Origin of the sequence: Nostoc sp. 2RC (genome assembly GCF_014222165.1) — a bacterium.
Classification (GTDB): domain Bacteria; phylum Cyanobacteriota; class Cyanobacteriia; order Cyanobacteriales; family Nostocaceae; genus Nostoc; species Nostoc linckia.
The window spans coordinates 1-13,577 of the sequence record NZ_JACKZU010000058.1 but is presented as its reverse complement, the minus strand read 5'-3'; the positions used below and the strand labels follow the sequence as shown (position 1 = coordinate 13,577).

Below are 13,577 nucleotides of genomic sequence, written 5' to 3'. Positions count from 1 at the left end.
CGAGTTATGAGAGATTGGCAAGCTTGGCTAAAGGATATTAGTACTCAACTGTTAGCTCTAGAACAAGAGGGGATTCTTGAAAAAGGTACTTTTTCCAGCAGAATCAAATGCTACAGGTTTTTTCAAATAGAGTTAGTTATTGCCCTTCATGAACAAGTCTATGAGCAATCAAATAATAATTTGAATTCGGCGTGGAGTTTGTTGACTGGTTTTATTCCTTCTGAGGTTAGCAATGATACTAACTTAATCCGAAAATGTCAAATTGTTCGACACCGCGCTCGCTATATTCGTACAGCAACAGCCTGGAATAGGTCACTCGAATGGTATGCAGAATTGCCACGTATTATCCGGCTCTACGATATTGATGTTGAGTCGTATCGATATGAACGTCGAGCAATGCTCCACTTCATCCTAGATCGAATGGCTGCAATTCGTAACGCTATAGACCAGCCAGCAGCACACACGATTCCAAAAATTAATTATGCACAACCTAATAAAGAATATAGTTTTTTTATAGGTTTAGACGAATACTCAATTACAATTTCGCCCGAACTGTTAGAAGGTGTCACAGATTTAGAGCAAAACATCCCTACTCCTCAAGCTTTACAACCTAAAAATCGTAAGAATCCACCAGAACCACTGACGATTCGGATGTCAGATCTCAAAGCATCTGCTATAGAACTGAATAAAAAACTGCCTATAAGAGACTGGTTAGAAGGTTACGAAAAACTTAACCTTTTACAAGTTAGCGATTGCCTTGTCAGTACTGAAGAAATCACAATTGATGGTATTTATCACCTATTAGGCCCAACAGGAGCGGGTAAAACTACGGTGATTCAGCTTTTAATTTACCACTTAATCAAACAACAAGATTTCAACCATAACTATCGCATTTGCATCATATTCAATACTGTAAATGAAGTTCTGGAAATGGCAGCAGACTGCATAAAAATGGGCATTCCTGCTGCACCAATACTGGGTAAAAGCCGCGATTTACACCAGTATCAATATGGAATGGCGTACCGCAGTTTACTTCAGCCGGAGGATTTGTATCAACCCTACGATCCTGAATTAGACCCACAGACCGCCTCATTACTTGATAATCCAGCACTAAAGTGGCTCACAGGTTCGTGCATTTTGTCAGGCTTACTAACTGAAGGCTCGATTCCCCCTGGTTCTGAACCTTGTACAAAACTCACCACACGAGAAGATATTGCTAAAAAGAAGAAAAACGCAAAACATAGTGTTTCTTACCATCACTGTCCTTTTATCAATATTTGTCCTGTTCATCAAGCTAACCGCGACATTGCTGGAGCATCGGTTTGGGTAGCAACTTCAGCTGCTTTTCTCCAAACCTCTTTACCTGTGAACTTGCTTAATACCAAGATGCGCCTGTTAGAGGCAGCTAACCATTATTGCGATTTCCAGATTTTCGATGAAGTAGACCGCGAGCAAGTTTTCTTTGAAGATCGGTTTGCTCCGTCCAATGATTTAGCAGGTTCTCAAACGGATGGAACGCAAAAAGCTTTACTGGATTTTATTGAATATAGCCTTTTTGAGACAGGAAGATCGCCATTAATTGACTCTCGCTATCATGAATTGCGTGGTGTCGTGCGTGAAGCTTCGCGCCTGTCGGACTGGATTTTTGCTAGGGTGTTTGAGCATCCTCATCTGAGAGAATGGATTGCTGGATGGCCACTTTACAACTCCATTATCTACAAGCACATCCAAGATGACGTTCGTAATTTAGCTCCCGATAACATTTCTGAAGCCGAAGTTGAAACCTGTTTAAATAACCTCGAACAGGAGTTTACTTCTTTCTATAAAAACTCTTTTGTATCTGACGATTTAGATGATGACCAAGCTCATCCCTTAGAAAAGTTAATTAATGATGTTCAAAATCAAAAAGGTCATCGCTTTGGCAACAAACTACGCAAATGGTTAAATAGTTTGTTACCTTGGGAGCTAGACCAATCCCCACAAACCTCCAAGATGTTGGAACGTCTTGAACTAGGAGTTGTCCTCACAGCAATGGATAGTCATGTTGTTGCCTTGGTGCGCTATTGGCTAGGTATAGCTGTGGAGGCGACTGAGCAGTTAGGGAATGAAATCAGCTTTACTGGTAACCCCCCTGATGAATTTATTGATATTGGCGTTGAATCTCCTCTGGGGAATATTTTAGGCTATCAATTTGTTGATTATAGTGAAGAAAAAAGTTTAAATGGCGTTCTTCGGTATTTGGACTGTGTGGGAATGGGCAGATATTTACTATTGCGCTTTCCTTATCTGTACGTTCATCTGTGCGGTACATACGGCCCCCATACGCTTTTCACTAGTGCTACTTCATGGTCACCAGGGAGTCCGCAGTATCATATCAGTGTTCGGCCGCACGCAATTTTATCACCCCCACCAGAAGCTACTCAACGAATTGCCCAAAGTTATTTCGACTTTATTCCCCTACCAGCTAAGAATGGTGATTTAACTAGAGTTAGTGGACTTTCGGGTAGTGAACGCCGCGATAGTCTTATTCAAATTGCCAAGTATCTGGCTTTTGGAAGTGGCGGTGATACTGTTTCGCGAATTGCCTCTGAATTAGCTTACTGGCAAGAACAAGGTATGCCTAGAGGTGCTGTGTTAATTACTGGAAGCTATAACGAAGCACAGGCAGTAGCAAGTGTTTTACAGGATTCTTCCCAATGGCGCGATCGCGTAGACTGTATGCAGCCCGATCGCGATCTCCAAGAAGCTGATTGGTTTATTAGACGGGGACAAATCGAACAGCATCCGACTAGAGGAAGGCAGATTTTGGTAGTACCTCTCGGTGCATTTCAACGCGGTTATAATATCCTTTTACCTGGTACTAATATCGCTTACCTAGGTAGCGTATTCTTTCTAGTTCGTCCCTATCCAGTTCCTACTGACTTTGGCCGTCAAATCAGAGCAATTAATCGTTGGGTATTTGACTCAATTTTACAAGGCAGCAATGTTTTACCAGAGCATTTAGGAACAACAGCAGAGTCGGCAATTTCGTCTATGCGTTCTCAGGCTTACAAAAATTGGGGACGACGGCTACGTGCTTCCTATCTCGGTTCAGGAGCGATGGACAAGGATTTATGGCAGGAGCTTCTCTGGGATCAATTGGTTGCAGTTACTCAGGCTTTAGGACGAGCAACCAGAGGCGGAGTTCCAACTCGTGTTTTCTTTTGCGATTCAGCCTTCTATCCACCTCGGCAATCTGGTCGCAGTTTATTAAAAGGGTGGGTGGAGATTCTGGATGAATATCTTGCGCCTGACAGCACAAAATCTTTAGTTGAGCAGCAACTAGCTAAGGAGTTGTACGGAGCTATTTACGATCAATTACGCTCATTAGTAAAACGATTGCAAATGCAAAATATTGGGGGGAAATAATTATGAATAAGCAACTTCAACTGATTGAGGAAGAATACCAATTGGAACAAGAGGAACAAGTCGAACCAATTTTAAATACAGACGGCAAGAAGGAAAGAACTAAAAATCCGCCTGTAGATCAACTCCAGCCTTTAGCTTGGTCGATCAAGGATAATTTTGACCTAAGCACTATGGGCAAAGTCTATGGCTTAAAACTGCCGTTTGATTGGATTGACCTGATTAAAAGCTTATCAACCGTCGATTCCACGCCTCCCATTTTAGGTCTGTATGCTGCTTTGAGAGGTTGCGCTCCAGATATTCTCTATATTTTTCCTAACTCGTTCAATTGGCAGGAAGAAAAGCGCCCTCCTTACTGGCTAATTGTTCATGAAAATAGTAATATTATTGACTTAAATTTTTTCTGGGATGTTATTAGAGAATGGTTAGTTGCTAATTACAGCAACGACCAAGAGCTTATTCGTAACATCCTTGCCAAAATGGAAGCTGCGCGGGTAGAGCTTTCTTGGGAGTTAATCAACCTCAAAACCGCTCCTTTTTCAATTATTAAACCAGTTCTGCCAGAGTTGATTGTTCGCTGGTTAACCCGGAAAGGATTTCAATTTCAACTCAGTGATAGTCAAGGAAGAGTCTATTCTTTTCCGATGATTGTGTCGGCTTCTACTTCTTCTGAAGATGCTTATTTAGTCACTTGGCCTCCTTGCAATTATTCTTCAGACAAAAACGAAACGCTATGGAAGTTTTCTTACTATTTAAGATTTTGGGTTACTCCCCCTCACGGTAAAACCCCTGCGCTGCTTCTCTTTCAACCAGGTATACGGCGATACATTACTCACCCAATGGTTAAATGGGATAATCAAGACAACAAACCGCTTCCAAGTGCGAAAAGTCAGATTCTTTTGCCCTCTAAAGAAGATGCTACGGTCTATGCAGCAGTTGAAGAACTTGGGTGGGTAAAGCCTAGTAAACATCCGTCGCAACCGCGAGAAACAACCCTGATTAATTTCACGCTGACTCGCAATAATGCTGGCGTTAGTTGGAAAGCGCGAATTGACACAATTCTCTCTAGGGTTGCCCCCCACCTAGAGGTGCCTCAAACCATGCAGTTTTTAACCAATCCAAGAGACTTTGCTCCACAGTATCTCCTCAGCTACAGCACTAGGCTGGGGAAACATGCCGTTGGTGCTGGTGTGGAAGCTGCTGACCGTTTTGAGCTTTTTGAACGCTTAACCAAAGAACTGCCATCAGAAATTATCCCATCACCTCAGATCAATAAAATTGACTTTGGTAACAAAAATAGTCTTCCACACCGCAAACAGAGAAGATTATCTAAGAAATCAGAACCATTAAATTTATCGACATCTGGCTCTGAAATTCTCTACCGAATTGCCATTTGTAGCAATGAATCTACCAGTACTTTTATTAAAATCCTATTAGATTTTCTAACGAGCAAAGATATTGGTGGTACTGTTCAAGCTGAGGATGGACAAGCTGATACTTGGCAGTTTACGAACAGAGAAGGAGAAGTTTACCGACTCAAGATTGAAAAAAATCCTTTTCCTGCTGAGTGGTATCAACCTCTAGACCTAAAAGAGAGCTATTCTAATTCGGCTAAATCAGCAGCTACTCAAAATAGAGCCAGATTGATTGAGCGTGACTTAGCAAAGCAATCTCAGTCTAGTAATGAGCGATTAGGAATTTTGATTGAACTTCCTGACTACCGAAAATTTGAGAAAAAGCGAAGGCTTGCTGATCCAAAAGCTGCTATCAGATGGGGACATGCTTTAGGTGGCTGGGTTAGTCAGTTTATCGAACCTGACCAAAAGGAATACGTTGATCCAAGACAATTTATCCCATCAGATCCAACAAATACTAAACAAGTGAAAGCATATGAGTTTAAAAAGAAGCAGTTAAAATCTCAAATTGATAGTTATAAAGCAAGGTGTCAGAATGCGGTAATGGATTTACTGCGACAACTTGATTTTCCTTTGGGGTTGTCTTTTCACCGAGAGATTCCCAGTACTTCAATACCTGCTTTGCTAGATATAATCAGCATCAGGATTCTTCGCGTTAATGCTAGGAACAAAAGCGAGAAAAAGGCAGTTCTCCCCATATTGATTAAAGTGCCAGCAACGAACAGTTCTTCGCAAATGCTAGTCTGCTTACCTGGCGAGCATGGCCCCATCTGGATGCCATATCGAGAAAGCCTATTAATGATGGCGCAGTTTGAGCAGAGATTCGCTTTTGAATATGACTCAGAAAAAATAATGAACTTTGTCCGTCTAGCCTTTAAAGATTTACTTTTAGAGTATCCAACTCTCTTGCTGCTTGACGAGCAAAATATACGAAAAGATTTGCCGGAAATCCTTTGCACTCCTGAGTCAGCTTATCCTACTGACGTAAATAACCGTTGGCATCAAAATTTAATTTTTCCTAACCAAAACGCTCATTTACTTCGAGTCGCCAAACTTCGTTATTCTTGGGATGGGACAGTTCCTCATGTTTGTCCTACTGCTGTATTTAACAGATATAGCGGAATTTATCAAAATTCAGATTTCAACTCTGGGTTTTTCTCAATTGGTCGCGATCCACAAAGCGCGAAAACTAGAACTAATACCAGACAACGCGATCGCATCCTCAAAGCCAGTTGGAATCAAACGGCATTGGAAATTTCGTGGCTGTCGCTTCAACAAGAAGATCAACCAGAAGAATGGACGTTAATTGTTCATAATCTAAGACGCTGTTCACCCTTCATTGATGATGATATTGTGACGCTGCTTCCACAACCTCTTCATGCTGCACAGCAGCTATCGCCATATATACCAAGACTCACAATGACAGAAGAAGAGGAAGATGATTTTGTAGATGAAGCAATGATTTATGATGAGCCTGAATTTATACAATTAAGCTTGTTTTGAGCGGAAATATAAATGGTTAGTTGCAGGGCTATTTCATTCTAAAGAATGGTATCAAATGGTAAACTAACTTTTTAGGCATTTACCAGATGAAGTGTACGTCTGAAATAGCTATTATAGAAGCCTTTGGCGATTGATTTGCCAGACCCTCGACGTGGTGCTGGACAACGCCATAGAGCCATAGAAAAGCCCTCTGCCTTGGTCTTTTCACTCTAGCGATCGCAATGAGCCAGGAAGATGGAAACTGAATCGCTAATTGCTTGCAAGTCATTATCAAGTAAAAATGACCCACTACTCGGTTGCATGGGGCAACGAATGGCTTTGTAGTTTGTTATTTGTTTGGCACTATTCAGAGATACAGCGATACAGCAATTACTCAACTAAATAAAGTTAATAGTGTTAATTAGTTGATCATGAGTTTATACCTCAAACCACTTGACCATCTCCGCACAAAATCCTTACGATGCAAGTATTCTGGATTGACGAACATGGAGATTATCCAATCACATCGCTTTAAAATTGGATATGAGCAAGCAACAAGTCCACATAATATCCCTTATGTTCACTAATATCATGGGATTGCTATAGTTCATACTGCTGATATCAATTCACCTGTCCCAGTAGTTTTTCGATCTTCTAGGAAAGAATGGGCAATTAAGTTAAGAATTTCAACTTTTTCTACAGGAGAGGCCGCAGCTACAAGCTTTTGCAGGCTTACACCCGGTTTCGCCCCAAGCAGCCCAGACAAATACCACTCCCTTGCTTCCATAGGAACAGCCCCTAACAATGCTAAAAACTTTCTAGTTCCCAAGTCAGCCTTTCCCTTACGAAATCTGGAAATAAGCACCTCTGAAACTCCAGCTTGCTTGGCTACAACCTTTGCCGAAAGGTTGAATCTATCGAACATCTCGTCAAATAGTTGCTGGTAAAGAGAAGTTTCCTCTGTTACAAAATTTTGCATTGCTAGCTAATTATAGGATTAGTTAGTTGATATAGTATGCGATATTTAGAGAGAACTCTATTAGGATTTTTAAAGTTATGGATAATTCAATGATAACAAGGGACTTACTCTTTTCAAATTAAGCCAACAGTAGTTCTGACTGAAAACATAAGATCAGCTTTTTTTCAGTGAAGCAGAACTTCCGCTAATACTTGCTTTGGCTACACTTTTGAGGACGCAAGTTAAGAGAATTTCGGCATACATCAAGTAACGCCTGAAGTTGCTAATCGCTTTGCTCTCTATTGCTGTGTGTCAAATGCTGGTATTTAAAAAGTTAGCCCTTGTCTGGGGGGACAGGGGCTGGAAATTTTTCTTGCTTAATAAGGTGATTATGACACAGAACAGTTCAAAAATTCAAGGTAAGTTTTACCCACTCCAGCACGAGGAATGGCTGAAAGCCTGCCGAGAATTAACGCCAGCACAGAGAGATGTGCTGTACTACATTCGCACTCTCGACCCTTATGGCGACGGGGTTGAGTTGTCTGTCTCCGGGATAGCTAGACAACTATCAACAGAGAATAAAGTAGTACATCGCTCTACAGTTAGCCGGGCTCTCAAAGCTTTAGATGACAAGGGATTCATTGACCTTGAACTACTGAAAGTCAAAGTCAAAATTTTAGCTGGGGGGCTTCATTGTTGCGATGAGACAACACTGTTGCCTACAGACAACACTGTTGCCTCACCGCAACAAGCGCGATCGCTACGCAACAAGCGTGATCATGACGCAACAGACGCGATCGCTACGCAACAACCGAGTTCTGAAAGCCCTACCCAGAGCCAATCTTCAAGTCCTAAGACTTATAAGACTTATTCAGACTTTATTAAGACTCTCTCGGAAGAGGAGCGAGCGAATTTTTGGAAATTTTGTGAGGAAAAAACCAAAAATCTTAGCCAGCCAGTGAATGACATTGAGGCTTGGTTAGCTCACAAGAACAAAGCTGGAAGAAATCGCTGGGAGGTTTATTACGAAAAATATCTGGCTTCAAAACAGGTACAAGCCAAAAAAACTGAAACAAAAAATGCTCGAGATGAATTCCGCCGAGAAATCGAGGAACGGCAGCGACAGGCTCAAAGAGCTTGGGAAGAGTCGCAAAGCCAAAATCGGGCTGAGAATACTGGAGGTGTGACGTGATTGATAAATTGCCACCCCAAAACATCGAAGCGGAAGAGGCGATTTTAGGCGGTATTATGCTTGACCCAGAAGCAATAGGTAGGGTAGGCGATCGCCTAATTCCAGAAGCCTTTTACATCAGCGCTCACAAAGATATCTATCAAGCAGCGCTGCGCCTTCATAGCCAGGGTAAACCTACAGACTTGCTCACAGTCACAAGTTGGCTGACTGACCATGATTTACTTGTTCGTATTGGTGGGAGAAATAAATTAGCAACTCTGGTAGACCGCACAGTGTCAGCTGTCAACATTGACGCTTTAGCCGAGTTGGTAATGGAGAAATTCGTGCGTAGACAGTTAATCAAGGCTGGAAATGAAATTGTACATCTGGGTTACGAGACAGAAACTGAGTTATCACAAATCCTTGACCAATCACAACAGAAAGTTTTTCAATTATCTAATCAAACCCTATCTTCAAACACTGAACACAACAGCACGATTAACGTTGCTGCTTACGAAGATTTAAATTCAGTAAACCCCATTTACCATACAGGACTTCATGAACTCGATAATTTGATGGTGGGATTTGAAAGCGGCACACTCACCATAGTTGCGGGTAGGCCATCAATGGGGAAGTCCCAAATTGCGCTGTTTCTTGCGCTCCAAATGATACTACTTCACAATCTACCTGTGGTCATCTTCTCCTTGGAGATGACAAAGAAACAATTGGAGTACAGGCTGTGGAGTTTAATTAGTGTTAGCAACGCCTATAAGCATTTAGAGTTAACGCCACTAAAAAGCGATCGCATCCGCAGACATCGCTCAGGTAATAAACCCCTAGCAGACTGGGAATTTACAAGCATTGCCAAAATCGTTGGTATTGCTTCCGAACTGCCGCTTTATATGAATGACTCAAGAGGTATTACCGTTTCTGGAATTGGTTCCGAATGCCGTCAAATTAAGGCCAAAGAGGGAAAACTTGGGTTAGTTGTCGTTGATTACCTGCAAATGATGGCAGAGGATTCAGGCGGCAACCGGAGTTATGAACTAGGTGACGTGGCACGGGGACTTTACAAAATGGCTGGGGAAATAGAAGTTCCTGTGTTGGCACTTTCTCAAATTTCTAGGGGAGTTGAGGGCAGACAGAATAAGCGCCCAATGATGAGCGACCTCAGCCAATCGGGAATTTTAGAAATGGTGGCAGACAATATTATTCTCGCTTACCGGGATGAGTACTACAACCCAGACACTACAGACCAAGGAATATTAGAGCTGATTGTGGCTAAAGCACGGCACGGTGAAACAGGTACAGCAACGGTATTTTTTGACAAGTCCTATGGAATTATCCAGAATTTGCGCTCATGTAATATCTGAGTCCTCAAACTGCTGTCGAAACCATCCGCCTCCTGTATCGGAATTTTTACTGGGGGCTATTGATAATAGCCCTAGTAACAACTCTGAACAAATAGAGATATCCCCAAGTATTGACAACCCTAGTAAAAAGCCTGAACAAATAAAGATATCCCCCAGTAAAGATAGCCCTAGCAAAAAGCGCAGAAATTGGGGTGAGGGTAATGGCACTATTCATTGGCGCACCATTACTAGGGGTGTAAAGGACTATCCCCAGGCTTATTATCATTGGCAGGAAAAAGGGAGAAAGAAGACCAAGTACATTCCCAAGCATTTACTGGGGGTTGTTCAAGAAGCAGAGTTCAAGAAGCGCCCAATTATAGAAATTTTGGCATTACTGGGTGTTGTGCCTAGCCCTAGTAAAAACACATTACTGGGGGATATCGAAAATAGCCCTAGTAACGATGTCGAGCAGTCAAAGATACCCCCTAGTAAAGATAGCCCTAGTAATAATGGCGGACAATCAGAAATACCTCCCAGTAAAGATAGCCCTAGTAAAACAAGACGACACAAAGGATTAGGTAGTGGCTCCATTCAGTGGAAAACCATCACCCTTCACGGCAAAGATTATCCCCAAGCTTGGTATCACTATGAGTTTTGGAAAAATGGCGATCGCTTGGTTAAAAAGTGCAAGTATATTCCAAAACGATTATTAGGGAGAATAGAGAAGCTAGAAGCAAATAAAGCGCCTGTTAAAGAGATTTTGTCAATATTGCGAGTAAAATTATAGAAAAACCTCATTCTTAGAAAATCCGCGCAAATCGTGAATACCATATAACGTTTTTAGCAAGTTGTTTATGTTTTACATTTTTAGGCTGTGATTACTTCTAAGCAAAGGTCTTAGCAAATTAAATAATCGACGAGTATAATCTTTAGTCGCAAGAGCGATCGCCAGAGTAAATCAGACTAGACATCCAACAGTAACAAACAGAGTTAGATAAACGTGTTCATTACACTACTTTAAATTTACACGTCCTTGAGGGTCGCCATAGAGCGAGTATGCAAGCCAAGTAGAGTTGTAGGGCGCAAGCTGGCGGATTTCTTCTCTAGCATAGCGAAATGCCTCAGCAATAGTCTCGTTATCTTTTAACAATCCTGTGTAGAAGCGTTGGGCAAACCTTAACGCTAGTCCATCATTTACTTCCCACATAGCTCCGACGAATACAGCCACACGCGCCTCTGTCACTAACCGTTCAGCCCAACCACCTAAACCAGTAAAACTGAACTCTGACCGTCCTCCGTGGCAAGCATTAATAAAAAGCAGTGGGCGTGGTCTGCGTCCACCAAATCTGACTCGAATGTCAGAAGGACGTAGAATACCATCTGATAACTTGATCGCAGAGTTACCAGGTAAGGCAGCGTCAAACATACCGTGGCAGGCAAAGTGTAACATAAAGAATTTTCCGGTCTCTAACCAATCCAATACTTCTTGGTAAGTGCTAAAAGGCTCAAGTACAGTGATATCTGAACGCAAATTATGTAACTGCTTGATGAAAGTTACCTCTTCCTGTACTGCTCCCAGGTTGACTTGAGTAGGCGCTATTGGCCGTGCCGTACCCACCTGTAACTCTTCAACTGTGCCTCCTTGCCCTGATAACCAACGGGATAAAGCAAACTGCTGACACCAAAATTGTTCGTCTTCTCGTTCTCCATCTTCGTTATAACGATAGGGCTTAATTACTTCCCACGGTACCCAAGGCTCATCAGAAGTAATGAGAATAGATGAAATTAGGAATTTAAAGCGCCAATACTCCTGCTGCAATTTATCAGGAATTAGTTCATCCCATAGTTCACGCCCTAAAGTTGCCAACCGTCGTTCAGCAGCAGCTTGTTCTGTTGACTTAATTGGTGCAGCTAAGCTTCCCAGTTCTTTGTATACTGCCTGCATTTTCTCTAATGGTGAGCCTTTCAAGGTTAATTCACCAACTTTGACATGGTGATACCCTGCGACTTTTGAATGCAACGTGAAGTAGAGAGTACGGTCATCGCGCAATTCAATGCATAATTCCAAATCAGGTGGTGGGACAATAGGTGCTATTTTTAACTCTAGGCTTGTCACTTCTTTTGGTTTTGATACATCGTAATCTAAAGGGTCTTTCACAACTAGTACGCTGCACCTTTCTGTACCAATACGGCGATCGCATTGGTAAAAATCTACTCGTATTTCTTGCTCACCAAGTTTGCAAGCGGTAAGGTTAAACTCTACACTAGAGTCGCTGTCAAGTTTCACTTGCATTAATTGATAATCGTTGCCTTCAATATCCAAACCGCGAGGAGTACGCAATACTACTTCTATCTCAGGCAATTGTGCGGGAGTACAACTATTCTCAACATAGATAGCCTGAGTACTAGACTTTGGTTGTTCGATCAGAAGTTGGACGAATAGGCTGAACTTTTCGTTAAGGATAATTTGATTTGGAGATTCTAAATTAGGATAGCGCAAGAGCAGTGAAGAAGCTTCCAGAAAAGCTTGATGATTATCTATTGGTTGAGTCTGGGGTTGATTAACAGGAGGAATATTTCTCGAAGTTTGGGGTCTATTCTGTGGAGGTTCGTGATAGAAATTGGTTGCGTCTAGCTTGGGTTTTTCTGATTTAGGCAGCTTCGGTCTCAATCCACGCCCTGCTTGCTGTAATAAATTTGTTGATGACTGTGGTGATGTTTCTGCTGGTAGTAATGGTTGTTCTATATCGTAAAAATCTGCGGCTAAAAATAACCCACTATTACGATTTTCTTCAATAAAAATTTTTGCTGTTTCTAACTCTTGTACGGTCTCTAATTTAGTAGTGACCTTTAAGAATATTTCTTCTGGAAACTGGTGTATTGCTGGCAAAGCTGTTTCTTTACAGACAAATTTTTTAGTTGCTTCTATCGCTGCTAGTAACTCTTGCTGATTTCTAGATTGTATTTTCAGCTTTTTGCCATTTACTTCTACTTCTACCTCAATTGCTTTACTGCCTACGCGACCTCCTAAAAAATTTAAAAGCTTCTGAATATTTTTTAGGTTAACTGTAGCGGACAAAAACCATACTAAAAAAAACCTCAGTGACATACAAAATATCCCTACTATTACACCAACTAGTACAGCGTGGCGGAAATAAAAAACAAATTAAAAATCAACACAAGGCTTATTTTATAGTAATTTTGACTTCCGCCTTACGCCTTACGGTACTAGTTTTAAATTTGCTATTCACTCTAATTCGGTTCGTTTAAACTTTAGCGTTATTGCTCCTTTACCACCAGCTTTTGCACCACTTCCAATTAAGCTAACCTTACCTTCGCCATTAATTTCTACTGATAGCTCAATTTCATCAAGGTGCATTCCAGGTTTGTTTTCAGTTTCTATCTCTGCACGTTTGAATAAACGACTTACTATTTGTAAAAACCGACCCATTTCTTGCTCTAACTTGTCGGCGCTAATCTCTACTTTGTACTTAGTAGCACCTTCAGATGGAGCTTCCCAAGTCCTTGTTTCTGGTGGAAATTGAACATTATCGGTAACAATCGAGATAATTTCTTCTTGCATAAACATTTTAGTTGCCAATTATTTTCTTTATGTGAATACAAAACTAAATCTTGTTTTACGGATGAAATATGTTTGTTAGAAATTATAGTTCTCACTATAATTGACTACGAAATAAGGTAGAAAGCAGAAGGAATGGTATTTTCATGCTTTATATAAATACCTCCTACAAGAAGAGTAATTTTTATCCTATAAGATGCTAATTTTACAAAAC

8 protein-coding genes are annotated in these 13,577 nt (G+C 41.3%); 5 read left to right on the top strand and 3 right to left on the bottom strand.

From position 1 onward, the window contains the following. Window positions 1-6 precede the first annotated feature (6 nt). Window positions 7-3,408, top strand: coding sequence for a hypothetical protein (locus tag GNE10_RS09495; protein ID WP_185564908.1), 3,402 nt, complete (start codon window positions 7-9; stop codon window positions 3,406-3,408). Between the two features lie 2 nt (window positions 3,409-3,410). Further along, window positions 3,411-6,323 carry a pPIWI_RE module domain-containing protein gene (locus GNE10_RS09490; protein ID WP_185564905.1) on the top strand — a complete coding sequence of 971 codons (2,913 nt, stop codon included), beginning with the start codon at window positions 3,411-3,413 and terminating at the stop codon, window positions 6,321-6,323. 586 nt (window positions 6,324-6,909) lie between these two features. Here the strand turns inward: GNE10_RS09490 and GNE10_RS09485 are convergent. Continuing rightward, window positions 6,910-7,281: an XRE family transcriptional regulator gene (locus tag GNE10_RS09485; RefSeq protein ID WP_185564902.1), complete on the bottom strand. Its 372-nt coding sequence runs from the start codon at window positions 7,279-7,281 to the stop codon at window positions 6,910-6,912. A 370-nt stretch (window positions 7,282-7,651) separates the two neighbouring features. Here GNE10_RS09485 and GNE10_RS09480 point away from each other — a divergent pair, with 370 nt between their 5' ends. Genes GNE10_RS09480 through GNE10_RS09470 form a run of 3 tightly spaced genes read left to right on the top strand, consistent with a single transcriptional unit; the run spans window position 7,652 to window position 10,570 of the window. Further along, the gene (locus tag GNE10_RS09480) at window positions 7,652-8,452 is read left to right on the top strand and encodes a MarR family transcriptional regulator (protein ID WP_185564899.1); all 801 of its coding nucleotides are present in this window, start codon (window positions 7,652-7,654) and stop codon (window positions 8,450-8,452) included. Further along, window positions 8,449-9,804: a replicative DNA helicase gene (gene dnaB, locus GNE10_RS09475; RefSeq protein WP_185564896.1), complete on the top strand. Its 1,356-nt coding sequence runs from the start codon at window positions 8,449-8,451 to the stop codon at window positions 9,802-9,804. The genes GNE10_RS09480 and dnaB overlap by 4 nt, the downstream gene beginning before the upstream one ends. After that, window positions 9,767-10,570, top strand: coding sequence for a hypothetical protein (locus GNE10_RS09470; protein WP_185564893.1), 804 nt, complete (start codon window positions 9,767-9,769; stop codon window positions 10,568-10,570). Before dnaB ends, GNE10_RS09470 begins: the two co-directional genes overlap by 38 nt. 225 nt (window positions 10,571-10,795) lie before the next feature. Here GNE10_RS09470 and GNE10_RS09465 read toward each other — a convergent pair whose 3' ends face one another. Further along, window positions 10,796-12,892: a CHAT domain-containing protein gene (locus tag GNE10_RS09465; protein ID WP_185564891.1), complete on the bottom strand. Its 2,097-nt coding sequence runs from the start codon at window positions 12,890-12,892 to the stop codon at window positions 10,796-10,798. A 138-nt stretch (window positions 12,893-13,030) separates the two neighbouring features. Next, window positions 13,031-13,384 carry a hypothetical protein gene (locus GNE10_RS09460; RefSeq protein WP_397325303.1) on the bottom strand — a complete coding sequence of 118 codons (354 nt, stop codon included), beginning with the start codon at window positions 13,382-13,384 and terminating at the stop codon, window positions 13,031-13,033. Window positions 13,385-13,577 lie beyond the last annotated feature (193 nt).

Bases quoted from the DNA above. Each gene is read 5' to 3' on its own strand.
- GNE10_RS09465 (WP_185564891.1), bottom strand. From the start codon at position 12,892: ATGTCACTGAGGTTTTTTTTAGTATGGTTTTTGTCCGCTACAGTTAAC.
- GNE10_RS09480 (WP_185564899.1), top strand. From the start codon at position 7,652: ATGACACAGAACAGTTCAAAAATTCAAGGTAAGTTTTACCCACTCCAG.
- GNE10_RS09470 (WP_185564893.1), top strand. From the start codon at position 9,767: ATGGAATTATCCAGAATTTGCGCTCATGTAATATCTGAGTCCTCAAAC.
- GNE10_RS09485 (WP_185564902.1), bottom strand. From the start codon at position 7,281: ATGCAAAATTTTGTAACAGAGGAAACTTCTCTTTACCAGCAACTATTT.
- GNE10_RS09490 (WP_185564905.1), top strand. From the start codon at position 3,411: ATGAATAAGCAACTTCAACTGATTGAGGAAGAATACCAATTGGAACAA.
- GNE10_RS09495 (WP_185564908.1), top strand. From the start codon at position 7: ATGAGAGATTGGCAAGCTTGGCTAAAGGATATTAGTACTCAACTGTTA.